At 67.4% G+C, this 15749-nt stretch carries 14 protein-coding genes; 2 read left to right on the forward strand and 12 right to left on the reverse strand.

The annotated features are described in order from the left end of the window. Positions 1-72: 72 nt before the first annotated feature. Complete coding sequence (locus tag ACZ48C_RS22515; RefSeq protein ID WP_464783042.1) at positions 73-1263, reverse strand: Gfo/Idh/MocA family protein; 1191 nt, start codon at positions 1261-1263, stop codon at positions 73-75. A gap of 99 nt (positions 1264-1362) precedes the next feature. Between ACZ48C_RS22515 and iolG the strand changes: the two genes are divergently transcribed. Next, positions 1363-2364, forward strand: a complete 1002-nt coding sequence (iolG, locus tag ACZ48C_RS22520) for an inositol 2-dehydrogenase (RefSeq protein ID WP_464783043.1) — start codon at positions 1363-1365, stop codon at positions 2362-2364. 9 nt (positions 2365-2373) lie between these two features. Here iolG and ACZ48C_RS22525 read toward each other — a convergent pair whose 3' ends face one another. The 9 genes from ACZ48C_RS22525 to ACZ48C_RS22565 all read right to left on the reverse strand — a co-directional run bounded on the left by ACZ48C_RS22525 (position 2374) and on the right by ACZ48C_RS22565 (position 12597). Further along, positions 2374-3285 (reverse strand): MurR/RpiR family transcriptional regulator, encoded by a 912-nt coding sequence (locus ACZ48C_RS22525; RefSeq protein WP_119255241.1) that lies wholly within the window; start codon positions 3283-3285, stop codon positions 2374-2376. Positions 3286-3597: 312 nt separating this feature from the next. Next, complete coding sequence (locus ACZ48C_RS22530) at positions 3598-4545, reverse strand: substrate-binding domain-containing protein (protein WP_318913009.1); 948 nt, start codon at positions 4543-4545, stop codon at positions 3598-3600. Positions 4546-4583: 38 nt separating this feature from the next. Further along, positions 4584-5591, reverse strand: coding sequence for an ABC transporter permease (locus ACZ48C_RS22535; RefSeq protein ID WP_318914371.1), 1008 nt, complete (start codon positions 5589-5591; stop codon positions 4584-4586). A 5-nt stretch (positions 5592-5596) separates the two neighbouring features. Next, positions 5597-7105 (reverse strand): sugar ABC transporter ATP-binding protein, encoded by a 1509-nt coding sequence (locus tag ACZ48C_RS22540; RefSeq protein ID WP_464783044.1) that lies wholly within the window; start codon positions 7103-7105, stop codon positions 5597-5599. Between the two features lie 2 nt (positions 7106-7107). Continuing rightward, complete coding sequence (locus ACZ48C_RS22545) at positions 7108-8097, reverse strand: hydroxyacid dehydrogenase (protein WP_464783045.1); 990 nt, start codon at positions 8095-8097, stop codon at positions 7108-7110. Next, on the reverse strand, positions 8098-8913 hold the full coding sequence (locus ACZ48C_RS22550; protein ID WP_464783046.1) for an HpcH/HpaI aldolase family protein: 816 nt from the start codon (positions 8911-8913) through the stop codon (positions 8098-8100). It lies immediately after the preceding gene. 11 nt (positions 8914-8924) lie between these two features. Next, the gene (locus ACZ48C_RS22555; RefSeq protein ID WP_464783047.1) at positions 8925-10361 is read right to left on the reverse strand and encodes an NAD-dependent succinate-semialdehyde dehydrogenase; all 1437 of its coding nucleotides are present in this window, start codon (positions 10359-10361) and stop codon (positions 8925-8927) included. A 128-nt stretch (positions 10362-10489) separates the two neighbouring features. Beyond that, positions 10490-11464 carry a Gfo/Idh/MocA family protein gene (locus ACZ48C_RS22560; protein WP_464783048.1) on the reverse strand — a complete coding sequence of 325 codons (975 nt, stop codon included), beginning with the start codon at positions 11462-11464 and terminating at the stop codon, positions 10490-10492. Positions 11465-11481: 17 nt separating this feature from the next. Beyond that, the gene (locus ACZ48C_RS22565; RefSeq protein WP_464783049.1) at positions 11482-12597 is read right to left on the reverse strand and encodes a Gfo/Idh/MocA family protein; all 1116 of its coding nucleotides are present in this window, start codon (positions 12595-12597) and stop codon (positions 11482-11484) included. Positions 12598-12749: 152 nt separating this feature from the next. On the opposite strand from ACZ48C_RS22565, the gene iolE reads away from it, so the two are divergent. After that, entirely contained in the window at positions 12750-13649 is a 900-nt protein-coding gene (iolE, locus tag ACZ48C_RS22570) for a myo-inosose-2 dehydratase (RefSeq protein ID WP_464783050.1), read from the forward strand. 180 nt (positions 13650-13829) lie between these two features. On the opposite strand, the gene ACZ48C_RS22575 is transcribed toward iolE, so the two are convergent. Both ACZ48C_RS22575 and ACZ48C_RS22580 read right to left on the reverse strand, forming a co-directional pair. Continuing rightward, entirely contained in the window at positions 13830-14606 is a 777-nt protein-coding gene (locus tag ACZ48C_RS22575; protein WP_464783051.1) for an ATP-binding cassette domain-containing protein, read from the reverse strand. Further along, positions 14606-15727 (reverse strand): ABC transporter permease, encoded by a 1122-nt coding sequence (locus ACZ48C_RS22580; RefSeq protein WP_318913019.1) that lies wholly within the window; start codon positions 15725-15727, stop codon positions 14606-14608. The genes ACZ48C_RS22575 and ACZ48C_RS22580 overlap by 1 nt, the downstream gene beginning before the upstream one ends. Positions 15728-15749: the final 22 nt, after the last annotated feature.

The raw sequence follows: 15749 nt of genomic DNA on the forward strand, positions 1-15749 counted from the left end.
GGCCTTCCGGCGCCGGCTCCTATCGAGAAACTTTTATTTCATACTAATTTATTTTGCAATACTCGTTGCAATTCACGCCGGGAGCCGGCAATCCGCCCAGTCGCCCGACCGGCTGGACGCCAGCGCGGCCTCGATGAACTTAACGCCGAGCGCGCCGTCCGTCACCGTCGGATAGTCCAGCAGCCCCTCGGGCAGCGTCCGGCCAAGTCGGCGCGCCTCGACGGCGATGGCGAATTCCTCATAGAGGTTGCCCCAGGCGTCGCTCAGCGCCTCGGGATGACCCCGCGGCATGTGCACGAAGCGGGCGGCATGGATGCCGATGCCCGCGCCCTCGCCGCGCGTCAGCAGGCGGGCCGGCTCGCCGAAGCGGCGGAAATGCAGCACTTCCGGCTCCTCCTGGTTCCATTCGAGACTCGCCTTGTCGCCGAAGGCGCGGATGCGCAGGCCGCAATGGGCGCCGGGCGCCACCTGCGAGATCATGATCGTGCCGGGAATGTCGCCCTCGTAGCGCACATGCATGAAGGCGGTGTCCTCCAGCGGCTTTTCCGGGCCGAGCGTGTGGAACTCCGCCCGCACCGACGTCACCGGCCGGCCGCAGACGAAGGCGCCGAGATGGTGGCAATGGGTGCCGATATCGCCCGTCGTGAAGGTGGGGCCGACGATGGCGGGATCGACGCGCCATTGCGCGCCCGCCCCGCCATCCTTCGGCGGCGTCAGCGCCCATTCCTGGAAATATTCGACATGGACCTGCTTGAGCGTCCCGAGCGCGCCCTCGCGGATCATCTGCCGCGCCTGCCGCACCATGGCGGAGGAGGCATAGGCATAGGTGACGGCGAAGACGAGGCCCGTCTCCTTCTGCCGGCGCACGAGGTCGAGCGCGTCGCCAAGCGTCGTCGTCAGCGGCTTGTCGCTGATGACGTCGATGCCCTTTTCCATGAAGGCGACGGCAATGGCGTGGTGCGAATTGTTCGGCGTGGCGATGGCGACGGCGTCGATGCCGTCCGGCCGCGCCGCCTCGCGCTCGGCCATCACGCGGTAGTCGGTATAGGCGCGGTCCTCGTCGAACAGCCATTCGCGGCCCGATTCCTTCGCGACCTGCGGGCGCGACGACAGCGCCCCCGCCACCACGTCCCAGCGGTTGGAAAGCCGCGCGCCACGCGCATGCACCTTGCCGATGAAACTGCCCTGCCCGCCGCCGACGACACCCAGCCGCAAGCGCCGCTCCGCCTGCGGAAACGCCGCCTTGTCCGAATTGCCTGCCATGATCGCCTCCCTCGTCTCCTCTGCCCGAAAACGGGCTTGCAGAATTAATATTGAGAGAATATCAAAAACGCAACGAATTTTGCAAACGGAGGAGAACCGATGACGAGGATTGCACTGCTCGGCTGCGGACGCATCGGCAAGATGCATGCGGCAACCATCGTGCGCGCCGAAGGCGCGGAACTGGCCGCGGTCTTCGACCCCGTGACCGCCGCCGCCGAGGAGACGGGCCGCCGCCACGGCTGCACCGTCGCCGCAAGCGCGGAGGAAGCCATCGCGCTTGCCGACGCCGTGCTGATCGCCACCTCGACGCCGACCCATGCCGACCTCATCGAGGCCTCCGCCAGGGCCGGCAAGGCGGTGTTCTGCGAAAAGCCCATCGACCTCTCGCTCGCCCGCGTCGTCGCCTGCCGCAAGGCGCTCGCCGGCTTTACGCGCCCCGTGCAGATCGGCTTCAACCGCCGCTTCGATCCCGGCCACCGCGCCGCCCGGGATGCGGCCCGGGCAGGAGAGATCGGCGACCTCCAGCAGGTCATCATCACCTCGCGCGATCCCGGCCTTGCCCCGCGCGACTATCTCAAGGTCTCCGGCGGCATCTTCCGCGACATGACGATCCACGACTTCGACCTTGCCCGCTTCATGCTCGGCGAGGAGCCGGTCGAGGTCTTCGCCACCGGCAGCGCGCTGGTCGATCCGACGCTCGCGGAACTGAACGACGTCGATTCCACGATGATCGTCATGCGCACCGCGAGCGGCAGGCTCTGCCACATCAACAATTCCCGCGCGGCCGCCTATGGCTACGACCAGCGCGTCGAGCTGTTCGGCTCGAAGGGCATGCTGATCTCCGGCAACCGCCGCGCCCATCAGGTCGAGCGCTTCAATGCATCCTCGACCGGCGCGGGCGAACCCTATCTCGACTTCTTCATCGAGCGCTATGTCGAGGCCTTCGAGCTCGGCCTGCAATCCTTCCTGCGCTGCGTCGCGGAGAACCGCACGCCGGACGTCACCTTCGACGACGGCGAGAAGGCGCTGGTTCTCGCCGAGGCCGCCATCCGCTCGCGCGCCGAGGGGCGCTTCGTCAACGTCGCGGAGATCACAGGCTGAGGCGTCCCCTCAGCCCTTGCGCCGCTGCTTGCCCGTGACCGTCGGGATCTCGGGCGAGCCCTTCTTGTCCTCCTGCAGCAGCGCGGCGAGCGCGACGGCGATGGCCTGCGTCAGGCACATGGGCGCGGCGAGCGAGCGCGAGAAGGAATATTCGTCCTCGGGGATGGTGAAGAGCACCGTGGCATTCTTGGCGAGCGGCGAGAGCTGGCTGTCGGTGATCGCCACGATCGGCGTGCCGTTCTCCGCCGCGACATCGGCGATGGTCACCACCTCCTTCGCATAGTGCCGGAAAGCGATGGCGACGAGCACGTCCTTCTTGCCCATGACCTTCGCCATCTCGGAGGCGAGCCCGCCGGCCGGATCGAGCAGGATGACGCGGCATTGCAGCATGGAAAGCACGTAGCGCAGGAACTTGGCGATGGGCTCGGAGCGGAGCTGGCCGGCGATGAAGATCGTGTCGGCGTTCTTCAGCGTGCGGGCCGTCCGCGTCAGGTTCTCTTCCGTCGTGGTGTTGAGAAGCTCCTGCAGGGTCGCGATGTCACGCACCACGAGATCGTGCAGGAAGCCGAGATTGCCCTTGCGCTTGGTCTTCTCGAGGTCGACGTCGAGCGCGCTGATGCGCTCGCGATAGCCGGGCGCCGCCGTCGAAAGCCGGCTCTGGAACACCGACTGGAGCTGCTTGAAGCCGGAAAAGCCGAAATGCTGCGCGAAGCGCACGAGGATGGAGGGATGGGCGCCGCACTGTTCGGCAATCGCATTGATCGACTGCATGGCGACGATGTTCGGATTCTGCGTGACGAAGCGGGCGACCTGCTGGAAGCGGTCGGAAAGGTTCGGATAGGCTTGCGTGACGAGGTTGACGAAGGTCTCGTAATTCGCCGTCTTCGGCGGCGGCTGGTCGGACTGCTTTACCCTCGGCATGCGCCTACTCCCGAATATCCTCTTGCCGGCCGGAAGGCTCCGGCGCCGGTTTCATGTGCAGTATTGCATAAAAGCAAAGTCTGCAACGTTCGGTCTGCGGACGGTGCGGGCGTGCTTCGGCCTACCGGCTCGAAGAGGGCGGCCGTTCATGCGCGGTTGCCCCTCACCCTAACCCTCTCCCCGCAAGCGGGGAGAGGGGACTTGCCCCACCAACGGTCATTGATGGGGAAAACGGTCCGGCACATCTCCTTCTCCCCGCTTGCGGGGAGAAGGTGGCCGGCAGGCCGGATGAGGGGCGACGCCCCACACCGGTCAGTAAGGCGCGTCGGGGAAGTAGTATTCCGCGGCGTTGTCCTTGGTGATCAGCGGGCTGCCGAGCACGTAGCGGCCGTTGATCGGGGCCTGGGTCGCATATTTCATCGTGACGAGCTCGATGGCCGGGATGATCAGCGTCGGCGGGTAGAAGATGTCGGCATCGACCATGTCGTGGCCGTCCTGCACCAGCTTGATGACCTTGTTCATGCCCGAGCCGCCGAGCACGGCGACATTCTTGCGGTCGGCCTGCTTGATCGCCTCGATGGCGCCGAGCGCCGCGTCGTCATCGCCGGCCCAGACGCCGTCGATCTGCGGGAAGCGCTGGAGATAATCCTGCATCACCTCGAAGCCCTTGTCCGGGTTCCAGTTGGCGTATTGCATGTCGAGCACCTCGATCTTGGTGCCCTTCAGCGCCTCGTTGAAGGCCTCGATGCGGATATTGTCGATGGCTGTCGGGATGCCGCGCATCACGACGATCTTGCCGCCGTCGGGGAACTTCTTCTTGAAGTATTCGGCCGCCGCCTTGCCGTATTGCGGGTTGTCGCCGCCGACATAGAGGTCCTCGATGCCCTCTTCCGCAAGGCCGCGGTCGACGGTGGCGATGAAGACGCCCTTGGCCTTGGCGGCCTTGACCGGCTCGGTCAGCGGGTCGGATTCGAAGGGCAGCACGACGAGCGCGTTGATGTTGCGCGCCATCAGGTCCTCGATGTCGTTGACCTGCTGGGTGGCGCTCGACGATGTCGCCAGCACGAAATCGATGTTCGGGAAGGCCTCTTTCATCCGGTCGATGGTGCGCTTGGTGTGGTAGTTGAGGCCGCCCGTCCAGCCGTGCGTGGCGGCCGGAATGGAAATGCCGATCACGGCATCGGCGGCAAGCGCCGGCGAGGCAAGGCCCGCGACGGCGACCGCACCCGCGGCGATGAAGGTTTTCAGTCTGTTGAACATTCACTCGTCTCCCTGTTGAAGTGAAAAAGGTCGTGGCGTCAGCCCTGCGCGCGGTCGCGCTGCAGGAGGACGGCGATGATGATGATCGCGCCCTGGAATGCGCCGTTGAGATAGGGGCTGATGAAGCCCGTGAGGTTGAGGATATTGCTGATGAAACCGAGGATCAGCACGCCGACGATGGTGCCCCAGATGCGCCCGAAGCCGCCGGAAAGCGCCGTGCCGCCGATGATGACCGCGGCGATCGCCTCCAGCTCCCACATGAGGCCCGTCGAGGGCGTGGCCGCGCCGAGGCGCGGCACGTAGATGACCGTGGCGACGGATACGCAGAGGCCCTGGATGACATAGGTGAGGATGCGCACGCGGCTGACGGGGATCGCCGAATAGAAGGCGACGTGCCGGTTCGAGCCGATGGCCGCGACATGCCGGCCGAAGCGCATGCGCCGCAGCGTCAGCTCGCCGATGACGGCGATGACCGCGAGCACGATGATCGGCACGGCGATGCCGAGGACCTGACCGTAATAGATCGGCCGGGCCGCATCGCGCAGCGAGAAGTCGAGCGAGATCGAGCCGCCGTCCGCAAGCCAGGTGATGACCGAGCGGAAGATGCCCATGGCACCGAGCGTGACGATGAAGGCCTCCACCCGGCCCTTGACGATCATGAAACCGTTGATGAAGCCCGCGAAGGCGCCGATGGCGAGCGAGAAGGCGATGCCGGCGGCAACGAGCAGCCAGCCGTCGCCGAGCGTGGCGGCGGCCGCGTTCATGAACATGATCGTCATGCCCGCGACGAGCGCCGAGAGCGAGCCGACGGAAAGGTCGAGCCCGCCCGCCGTGATGACGAAGGTCGCCCCGACCGCGATGATGCCGATGATGGCGCTGCGGGTGAAGACGTTGGAAAGGTTCTCCGCGCCGAGGAAGCTGTCGCTCATCAGCGAGCCGACGATCATCAAGAGGATGAGGGCGAGAAGCGGGCCGGCGGCCTCCAGAAGGCGCACGAGGGAGCGCCCGGGCGACGCAGCGGCGACGCCCGCGGTCGTTGCGGTCATGTCAGTCAATGGCTTGCCTCCTCCTGTGGACTTGCCTCTTCAAGGCCCATGGCAAATCGGATGATGTCGTTCTCGGTGATGGCGTCGCCGGAGAGCTCGCCGGCGATGCGCCCGCGGCGCATGACGAGTACCCGGTCGGAAAGGCCGACGATCTCCTGCATCTCCGAGGAGATGACGACGATGGCCTTGCCCTCGGCGGCGAGCCCCGCGATGATCTCGTAGATCTGCTGCTTGGCGCCGATATCGACGCCGCGCGTCGGTTCGTCGAAGACGACGAGGTCCGGCTCGACGCCGAGCGTCTTGGCGATCAGCACCTTCTGCTGGTTGCCGCCGCTGAGCGCCCCCGCCGTCACGTCCAGCCGGCCGGCGCGGATGTCGTAGCGCTCGACCGCCGCCTCCAGATCGCGCCGCTCGGCCCGCCGGTCGATCCATGCGGCCCCAGCGATGGCGCCCCTTGTCAGCGCGACGTTCTGGTCGAGCGGCTTGGCCAGCAGCAGGCCCTTGCCCTTGCGGTCTTCCGTCAGATAGGCGAGCTTCAGCGCCCAGGCCTCGCGCGCCGCCGGCAGCCGGCGTTCCCTGCCGCGCAGCACGAAGGAGCGGCATTTCGCCGGGCGAAGGCCGAGCAGCGCCTCGAAGAGCTCCGTGCGGCCCGAACCGACGAGGCCGGAAATGCCGAGCACCTCGCCCTCGCGGATATCGAGCGAGGCATCCTCGACGGCGCCCGGCGCGGACAGGCCGGTAACGCTGAGGAACGCCTTGCGCGGCGCCGCGCCACGACGGGACGGATAGATCTCCGCCAGCGGCCGGCCGACCATGGCCTCGGCCATCTCGTTCTCGGAAATGGCGCTCGTCTTCTCCACCCGCACGATCTGTCCGTCGCGCAGCACCGCGACGCGATCGGCGATGGCCTTGACCTCGTCGAGGCGGTGCGAGGTGAAGATCACCGAGCCGCCGCTCCTGCGGAAGGCGCGGATGCGGGTAAAGAGATTGCCGGCCTCGGTGGCGGAGAGGACGGCGGTCGGCTCGTCCATCAGGATGAGCTTCGGCTGGCGGGCGAAGGCTTTCGCAAGCTCGATCATCTGCCAGTCGGAGACCGGCAGGTCGCGAAGCCGTGCCCGCACGGGAGCGGTCGAGCCGAGTTCGGCGAGAAGCGCACGCGCCTTCACCTCCATCGCCTTACGGTCGGTGAAGAGGCCGCGCGTCAGCTCGCGGCCGAGGAAGACGTTCTCCGCCACCGTCAGGTGCGGGGCGAGGCAGAACTCCTGGTGCACCATGACGATGCCGGCGCGCTCGGCCTCGTGCAGCGTCGTAGGCGCAGGCGCGCCGTCGAGCAGCATGGTGCCGGCCGAAGGGGCGGCAAGGCCGGCGGCGATGCGCATGAGCGTCGACTTGCCGGCGCCATTCTCCCCGACGAGGGCGAGAACCTCGCCCGGCTCGACGGCAAGCTCGAGGCCCTTGAGGACCGGCACGACGCCGTAGGATTTCTCGATCTGGCGGAAGGTCAGGAGCGCCATGGTCAGGCTCCGACGGCCGAAAGGCGCTGCGCGGCGATCTCGGAGCGGTTGACGACCAGCGCCGGATCGAGCGTGCCCTTGAAATAGTCGACGATGTTCGTCGCCGCCGAAATCGCCATGCGGCGCGCGCAGGCTTCCGTCAGGCCCGCATTGTGCGGCGAGAGCACGACGCGCTCGCAGGCGAGCATCGGGTCGCCCGCAGCCGGCGGCTCGACGTCGAACACGTCGAGGCCGGCGGCGGCAAGGCGGCCCTCGTTCAGCGCGGCAAGCAGCGCCGCCTCGTCGATCAGCCCGCCGCGCGCCGTGTTGACGAGGACGGCCGAGCGTTTCATGGCGGCAAGCTCCGCCGCGCCGATCAGCGGTTCGGCGCCGGATTTTGGCACATGCAGCGAGACGACGTCGGCGCGCTTCAGCCCGTCCATGAGGTCGCCGACCGGGGTGACGCCCGCCGCCGCGATCTCGGCGGCGTCCTGGAACCTGTCATAGGCGATGACCGCCATGCCGAGCGCCGCCGCGATCTGCGCCAGCCGCCGGCCGATGCGCCCGAAGCCGACGATGAGGAGCGTGCGCCCGTCGAGCTCGTCCGCGTCGAGGCTGTTGCGGTAGTTCCAGTCGCCGGCGCGCATCTTGCGGTCGAAAAGCACGGTGCGCCGCGCGGCGGCCAGCATCAGCATAACGGCATGCTCGGCGACGGCGCGCGAATTGACGTCGCCGACGACGGCGAGCGGAATGCCCCGGGCATTCAGCGCCGCGACATCGACGGAATCGTAGCCGACGCCGTGGCGGGAGACGATGCCGAGCCGGGGCGCCTTCTCGACGAACGCGGCCGGCAGCGGCTGGGTGCGGATGAGCAGCGCATCGGCGGCCGGCAGGAACGGCTCGTAGCTCGCCGCCGAGACCTCCTCGACATAATCCACCGTCACCCCGGGCGCGGCATGAAGGACGGCGAGGCCGTCGGCGTGGATCTTGCCCGCGACGAGAACCCTCGGCATTCAGTATCCTCCCGTGTCGATCTTGTTTGCCGGAACGACTTCCTGCGTCAGCTCGCGAAACTTTCGAACGCTGGATTCGGCTGCGCCGGCAAGCAGGCGCACGTCGTTGGAAACGGTCACGAAATCGAAGCCCCAGCTCACCGCCTCGGCGGCATAGTCTGGCGTGCCGTTATGCAGCGCGGCGCGCTTGCCCGTCTTGTGGGCGGCGTGGAGGATGGTCTTGATCGCCTCGATTATCTCGGGCTCGCGGCGGTCGAAGCCCGGCGCATATTTCTTGCCCTGCAACCCGAGCGTCAGGTCGGCGGGGCCGATATAGACGCCGTCGAGGCCTGGGGTCGCGAGGATATCCTCAAGGTTCTCATAGGCCTGCGCCGTCTCGATCATGGCGAGGCAGATGATCTCGTCGTCGGCTTCCGCCGCATAGCCGGGGCCGGCGGAAAAGAGCGCCCGGCTCGGGCCGAAGCTGCGCACGCCGGCGGGCGGATAGCGCACATAGGAGACCAGCCGCTCGGCCTCGGCGCGGGTGTTGATCATCGGGCAGATGACGCCGTAGGCCCCGGCGTCCAGCGCCTTCATGATGTCGGCGGGGTCGAGCCAGGGCACGCGCACCAGCGGCGTCACGCCGCTCGCCCGCATCGCTTGCAGCATCGGCACCGCACCGTCATAACCGACGATGCCGTGCTGCATGTCGATGGTGACGCTGTCGTAGCCCTGCGCGGCCATGATCTCCGCGCTGAAGGAATTGGCGATGGAGAGCCAGCCGTTGAGCACCGGCCTGCCTTCCGCCCAGCGCTGCTTGACACCGTTCCTGATCATGGATGCCTCCCTCAGACCGTCATCTGCGCGAGCTTGACGTTGGAATAGTCGAGGATGCCCTCGGTGCCGCCCTCGCGGCCCATGCCGCTGGCCTTGATGCCGCCGAAGGGCGCCTCGGCCGCCGCCAGCGCAAAACTGTTCACGCCGACCATGCCGGCCTCCAGCCGCGCCGCCGCCTCGCGGGCGCGGCCCGCATCGCGGGTGAAGACATAGGCCGACAGGCCCATTTCCGAGGCATTGGCGCGCTCGAAGACCTCGTCCACCTTCGAGAAGGGCGTTATCGCGGCGATGGGGCCGAAATTCTCCTCGGCGATGGCCTTGGCGTCGTCGGGAAGGCCGGTGATGACGGTCGGCTCGAAGTAGAAGCCGGCATTCATCTCCGCCGGGCGGCGACCGCCGGCGAGGATCTTTCCGCCCCGGTCGCGCGCATCGGCGACGATCTCCTCGATGGCGGCGATGCGGCGCTCGTTGATGAGCGGGCCCATCTGCGTCGCCTCGTCGAGGCCATGGCCGAGCTTCAGCGCCCGGGCGCGGGCGGCAAAGCCCTCGGCGAAACGGTCGTGCAGCGCCTCGTGCACGTAGAAGCGGTCCGGCGTGACGCAGACCTGGCCGGCATTGGCGTATTTCGTCGGCACGGCGAGATCGAGCGCCCTGTCGAGATCGGCATCGTCGAAGACGATCATCGGCGCATTGCCGCCGAGTTCCATGCTGACGCGCTTCACCGTCTCGGCGCTGTCGCGGATCATCTGCTGGCCGACGCGGGTGGAGCCGGTCAGCGAGACCTTGCGCACCAGGGGCGAGGCCATGATCGGCTTGTAGGTATTGGCGGTCGGGCCGGTGAGGAGATTGGCAACGCCGGGCGGAAGGCCCGCCTCGCGCAGGCAGTCGAACAGGATCATCGCCACGCCCGGCACCTCGACGGAGGGCCGCACGATAACCGAGCAGCCGGCGGCAAGGGCGGGCGCGACCTTGCGGGCGATCAGCGCGGCAGGAAAGTTCCAGGCCGTGAAGGCGGCAACAACGCCGACCGGCTCGTGCGAGACTTCCAGCCGGCCGCCCGGCGCGCGGCTCTCGACGATACGGCCGTAGATGCGGCGGGCTTCCTCGGCGTACCAGCGGAACTGGTCAACGGCGAGGCTCCATTCGCGGCCCGACTGGGCGAGCGGCTTGCCGGTCTCCAGCGTGATCTGGCGGGCCGCTTCCGCCGCCCGGGCAGCCATGACATCGGCGGCCTTGTGCAGGAGGTCGGCGCGCGTCCAGGCAGGTGTCGCCTTCCAGCTCCGGAAGGCGCGGTTCGCGACCGATATGGCGCGCTCCGTATCCTCGACGCTCGCGGCGGGCACCGTGCCCAGCACCGCGCCGTTGCCGGGATCGGTGATCTCGGTGGAAGCCCCCTTTGCCGGCCCCGACCAGGCGCCGTCAATGAACAAACCGTATGAGCCGTACATGTCATCTCCTCCATGCGGGTCACGGCCCCAAGGCCGCATCCGCACTCATATTTCCATGATCAGAAGAATAGCAATTATTATTGCAAGTCAAGAGCAATCCGCAACACATCATGCGCCGGGCGGCCCGTTCAGTGCGGCTTTTCGGGCAGCGTGAGCGGGGTGCGCCGGCGCGTTTCCATCGCCGCGACGATCTGGTCGGCAAGGCAGGTGGCAACGAGACCGTCCCAGGCGGTCGAGCCGTCCGCGGGCGGCGTGCCGGCGTGGATGCCGTCGACCCAGGCCTGGTCCTGGATGCGATAGGCATCGCGGAAGCGCGGAATCCAGTTTTCCGGGAAAGCCCCCTCCTCCGCGCCGTCGCGGCGGGTACGGATCGGTGCGGGATGCGCCAGGCCGACCGTGCCCTTCGCGCAGACGGCCTCCGCATGGACATGGTAGCCATAGGCGGCGTTCATGAAGACCTCGACGGAAACGAGGCCGCCGGCCTCCGTCTCGAAGACGAAGAGCGCGGGATCGCCCTCGGGAGACGGAATGACGGTGACGGCGCTGTATTCCGTCGACAGCAGCCAGCGGCAGACGTCGATCTCGTGCACCAGCGAATTGGTGACGGCCATCGCGCCGGTGAACCAGGCGGGCGCGGCGAGATTGCGGTGCTGGCAATGGAGGATCTGCACGCCCCCGAGCGCACCGCCGTCGATGGCCGCCTTCATCTCGCGATAGGCGGGATCGAAGCGGCGCATGAAGCCGGTCTGCACCAGCGGGCGGCCGGCGCGCGCCTCGGCCGCGACGATCTCCAGGCACTCCTGCGTGCTGGCGGCGAGCGGTTTTTCGCAGAGCACCGGCTTGCCCGCAGCGATCGCCGCCAGCACCAGCCGCTGGTGCGTGGCATCGGGCGAGGCGATCAGCACGGCCGCGACCGAAGGATCGGCGATGAGGGCCTCGGGGTCCGTCATCGCCCGGCCACCATGCGCCGCCGCCTCGGCCCTTCCCGGGTCCGCATCGGCGACAGCGGCAAGATGCGCGCCGGAGACCTCGCGGGCGATGATGCGCGCATGTTCCGCGCCCATCACGCCCGCCCCGATGACGCCGATACCGATGCTTCTCATGGTTCTTCCTCCCTCGCTCAGTCCACCACCAGCCAGCTTCCGGCGCGGGCGGATTTCTGGATCGTCTCGACCAATGTCTGGATGCGCAGGCCCGCGCGGAAATTGAACGGCTCGGGCCTGAGGCCGGCGATCGCCTCCAGATAGCCTGCAACCTCGATGGCCTTCAGGTCATTGAAGCCGAGCTGGTGGCCGGGCGCCACGCAGAAGCGGCCATAGGGCACATGGTCCGGCCCCGCCTCGATGCGGCGGAAGCCCTGGCGGCCCCTGGCATCCGCCGTCGAATAGAAATGCAGCTCGTTGAAACGCTCCTGCGAGAAGGCGAGCGCGCCCTTCGTGCCGTAGACCTCGAAATCGTGCTGCATCTTGCGGCCGGTGGCGATCCAGTTGCCCTCGACGGAGCCGCTGGCGCCATTCGCGAAGCGCAGGAAGGCGCGGCCGACATCGTCGGTCTCGACCGTGCGCGTGCCGCCCCTGCCGTCCGGCCGCTGCGGGATCATCGTCACGCAATCGCCCATGACGCGGGTGATCGGGCCGAGCAGATATTCGGCGGTCGCCAGCGCATGGCTGCCGATATCGGCGAGCGCCCCGCCGCCCGCCGGATCGTGCCGGAAGGTGAAGGGCGCGCCGGCATCGGCCATGTAGTCCTCGGCATGGAGGCCGCGATAGCCGCGGATCTCGCCGAGCTCGCCGCCGGCGATCATCTCCTTCGCAAGGGCGAGCATGGGATTGCACAGATAGTTGAAGCCGACCTGCGTCTTGATGCCTGCTTTCTCCGCCGCCTCCGCCATCTCGCGCGCGTCAGTGGAAAGCGGTGCGAGCGGCTTTTCGCAATAGACGTGCTTGCCAGCGGCGATGGCGGCAAGCGCCATCTCCTTGTGCAGCGCGTTCGGCGCGGTGATGTCGATGAGGTTGATCTCCGGGTCGGCGACGAGGCTGCGCCAGTCGTCGGTGGCGCGCCGGAAGCCGAGCGCGGCGCGGGCGGCCTCGGCCTGCGCCATCGTCACGTCGGCGATGGCCGTCAGTTCCACCTCGTAAGGCAGGTCGAACACCCGCGCGGCGGCGGCAAAGCCGAACACATGCGTCTTGCCCATGAAACCCGACCCGATGAGGCCAAGGCGGAGCGTCTTCTTCATTCTGCTGATCCTCGGATATGCGGCCTCCTCCGGCCGGTAAATGCAATTATCTTTGCAATAAGATTGAAATGTCAATATTTGTTTTGTATGACCGTCCTGTCGGGCCGGGAGGCGGCCGGCATTCCCGTTTTCCGCGAGCCCGGAGCCCGAACATGAAAGCCAGACTTGGCATTGCCCCCATTGCATGGTGGAACGACGACCTGCCGGAAATCAGCAGCGACATCTCGCTGGAAGGCTGCCTTGCCGAAGCCGCAGAGGCCGGCTTCACCGGCATGGAGACCGGCCGGCGCTTTCCGATGGACGCGGCCGTGCTGCGCCCCATCCTCGAAAAACATGGCATCCAGGTCTGCGGCGGCTGGTTCTCCGGCCTCCTGCTCGACGGCGACATCGAGGCGGAGAAGGACCGGATCGCCGCGCAGATGGCGCTGTTCAAGGCGGTCGGCGCGCCCTGCATCGTCTATGGCGAGACGGCCGGTACCATCCAGGGCGACCGCAACGCGCCGCTCTCCACCAAGCGCCGGCTCTCCGAGGACGAGATCCGCGCCTATGGTCGCAAGATGACCGCCTTCGGCGAATGGTGCGCCGATCAGGGCATGCCGATCTCCTACCACCACCACATGGCCGCGCCCATCGAGACCGAGGAAGAGCTCGATCTCCTGATGAAGCATTCCGGCGAGGGCCTGCCGCTGCTCTTCGACGCCGGCCACATGGCCTTTGCCGGCGGCGACGTGCTGCGCGTCATCGACAGACACCACAAGCGTATCAGCCATGTCCACACCAAGGACGTCCGCCTGCCCGTCATCGCGGCGCTCGACCGCACGAAGGAGAGCTTCCTCGACGCGGTGATCAAGGGCGCCTTCACCGTCCCCGGCGACGGCAGCCTCGACTTCGAGGCCATCGTCAAGCGCCTCGCCTCCCACGGCTACGAGGGCTGGTTCGTCGTCGAGGCCGAGCAGGACCCCGCCCACAACCCGCCGCTCGACATGGCGAAGATCGGCCATAAGGAACTCCTGCGCGTCATGGCGGCCGCCGGTTACGAGGTGGTCCGCTAAGCTCCCTCCGCCGTCACGGCCGGCCCTCGGTTTGACCTGAGGGCCGGCCATCCACGCCGGGAGGTGTCGCGTGGATCCCGGCTCAGGTCCGGGATGACGTGGGAGAACGGGGAGGGGCCGCAGCCCCCGAACATTCGACAAGGCGTGCCGGGCAAATCGTCCGCCACGCCTTTCCTCGTTTCAGATCGTGCCGCCGAGCGAGCTTTCCAGCAAGGCGAGCTCCTGCCCGCCCGCCATCATGTCCTGCAGGGCGGCGGCGTCCACCGTGCTGCGCTCGGCCGTGCCCAGCGTCTGGCCCCGGTTGAGCACGGTGAAGCGGTCGCCGACGGCGAGCGCGTGGCGGACGTTGTGCGTGATGAAGACGACGCCGATGCCCTGCTTGCGCACGCGGTCGATGGTGCTGAGGACATTGGCCGTCTGGCGCACGCCGAGCGCCGAGGTGGGCTCGTCGAGGATCAGCACCTTGGCGCCGAAATAGACCGCCCGCGCGATGGCGACGGTCTGCCGCTCGCCGCCCGAGAGCGTGCCGACGGCCTGGTCCGGCCCGCGCAGGTTGATGCCCATCTTGCGCATCTCCGTCACGGTGATCTCGTCGGCCTTCGACGTATCGAAGGTCTTGAACGGCCAGATGCCCCGCTCCGGCTCGCGCCCCATCCAGAAATTGCGGCTGACGCTCATCAGCGGGATCATGGCGAGGTCCTGATAGACCGTGGCGATACCCGCGGCCATGGCGTCGCGCGGGCTGTGGAAGGGCGTCGGCGTGCCCTCCACCAGCACTTCGCCGTCGCTCGGCTTGTAGACGCCGGACATGATCTTGATGAAGGTCGACTTGCCGGCCCCGTTGTCGCCGAGCAGGCAATGGCACTCACCCGGCCGGATGTCGAAGGAGACGCCGGCCAGCGCGATGACATGGCCGAAGTGCTTCTGGATGTTCCTCATCTCCACGATGGCGGTCATCAGCGTTCTCCCGTGATGATGCGGCGGATATAGGTGTTCATGATCACCGCCGTGAGCAGGATGACGCCGAGAAAGACGCGGAACAGCGAGCTTTCGGCATTGGCGAAGAACAGGCCCTGCTGCACCACGCCGAAGATGATGGCCCCGAGTGCCGCGCCGATGACGGAGCCGTAGCCGCCCGTCAGGAGCGCCCCGCCGATGACCACGCAGATGATCGCCTCGAACTCCTTGAGGAGGCCGCGGTCGGCCGCCGCCGAGCCGAACTCCATCACCTGGCAGGTGGCGAAGACGCAGGCGCAGAAGGCCGAGAACATGAACATCAGGATCTTCACCCGGTTGACCGGCACGCCGACATAGCGCGCGGCGAGCGGGTCGCCGCCCGAGGCGAAGATCCAGTTACCGAACTTGGTGCGGGTGAGCAGCCAGTGGCCGAAGACGACGAGCACGATGGCCCAGACGACGAGCATCGGGACGCCGTCGATGACGGGCTGGCCGGCGCGGTTGCCGCGGGTGAAGGTGGCGATCCAGCCCGCCTCGCCCATCCAGGAAAAGAGGCCGGTCAGGATCTTGCCGCCGAAGAGCGGCGCCAGCCAGTCGCCGGCCGCTTTTTCGCCGACGCCGCCGATGATCGTCTGGCGGGTGAAGTAGACCGAGCCCCAGATCGTCAGGCCGCGCAGGATATAGAGGAAGGCGAGCGTGACGATGAAGGACGGCAGCCCCGTGCGGATGACCAGCCAGCCGTTCACCGCGCCGATGAAGACGCAGAAGACGAAGGTGGCAATGATGGAAAGCCACAGCGGCACGCCGAGATGGACGGAGAGGATCGCCATCATCACACCGGAAAAGCCGATCATCGAGCCGGTGGAAAGGTCGAACTCGCCCGCGATCATCAGAAGGCAGGCGCCGACCGCGATGACCATGAACTGTGCCGAGACCACGGTCCAGTTCATCACCCCCTCGGCGGCGAACATGCCGCTGTCGCCGGCGACGATGGCGAACAGCAGGAAGACCAGGATGGTGCCGCAGATGCCGCCGAGCTCGGGCCGGATCAGCGCGCGCCGAAGCGGCGAGACGGGCTTGATGCGCTCGTCCTTCGACGCGCCGTTAATGACGTCCGTCATGAATGCATTCTCCTCCCTCGAA

Source organism: Shinella sp. 1A1 (assembly GCF_055379515.1).

What these genes read in the sequence shown, in the direction of transcription:
- ACZ48C_RS22515 (WP_464783042.1), bottom strand. Translation starts at nt 1,263, where the DNA reads ATGGCAGGCAATTCGGACAAGGCGGCGTTTCCGCAGGCGGAGCGGCGC.
- iolG (WP_464783043.1), top strand. Translation starts at nt 1,363, where the DNA reads ATGACGAGGATTGCACTGCTCGGCTGCGGACGCATCGGCAAGATGCAT.
- ACZ48C_RS22525 (WP_119255241.1), bottom strand. Translation starts at nt 3,285, where the DNA reads ATGCCGAGGGTAAAGCAGTCCGACCAGCCGCCGCCGAAGACGGCGAAT.
- ACZ48C_RS22530 (WP_318913009.1), bottom strand. Translation starts at nt 4,545, where the DNA reads ATGTTCAACAGACTGAAAACCTTCATCGCCGCGGGTGCGGTCGCCGTC.
- ACZ48C_RS22535 (WP_318914371.1), bottom strand. Translation starts at nt 5,591, where the DNA reads ATGACCGCAACGACCGCGGGCGTCGCCGCTGCGTCGCCCGGGCGCTCC.
- ACZ48C_RS22540 (WP_464783044.1), bottom strand. Translation starts at nt 7,105, where the DNA reads ATGGCGCTCCTGACCTTCCGCCAGATCGAGAAATCCTACGGCGTCGTG.
- ACZ48C_RS22545 (WP_464783045.1), bottom strand. Translation starts at nt 8,097, where the DNA reads ATGCCGAGGGTTCTCGTCGCGGGCAAGATCCACGCCGACGGCCTCGCC.
- ACZ48C_RS22550 (WP_464783046.1), bottom strand. Translation starts at nt 8,913, where the DNA reads ATGATCAGGAACGGTGTCAAGCAGCGCTGGGCGGAAGGCAGGCCGGTG.
- ACZ48C_RS22555 (WP_464783047.1), bottom strand. Translation starts at nt 10,361, where the DNA reads ATGTACGGCTCATACGGTTTGTTCATTGACGGCGCCTGGTCGGGGCCG.
- ACZ48C_RS22560 (WP_464783048.1), bottom strand. Translation starts at nt 11,464, where the DNA reads ATGAGAAGCATCGGTATCGGCGTCATCGGGGCGGGCGTGATGGGCGCG.
- ACZ48C_RS22565 (WP_464783049.1), bottom strand. Translation starts at nt 12,597, where the DNA reads ATGAAGAAGACGCTCCGCCTTGGCCTCATCGGGTCGGGTTTCATGGGC.
- iolE (WP_464783050.1), top strand. Translation starts at nt 12,750, where the DNA reads ATGAAAGCCAGACTTGGCATTGCCCCCATTGCATGGTGGAACGACGAC.
- ACZ48C_RS22575 (WP_464783051.1), bottom strand. Translation starts at nt 14,606, where the DNA reads ATGACCGCCATCGTGGAGATGAGGAACATCCAGAAGCACTTCGGCCAT.
- ACZ48C_RS22580 (WP_318913019.1), bottom strand. Translation starts at nt 15,727, where the DNA reads ATGACGGACGTCATTAACGGCGCGTCGAAGGACGAGCGCATCAAGCCC.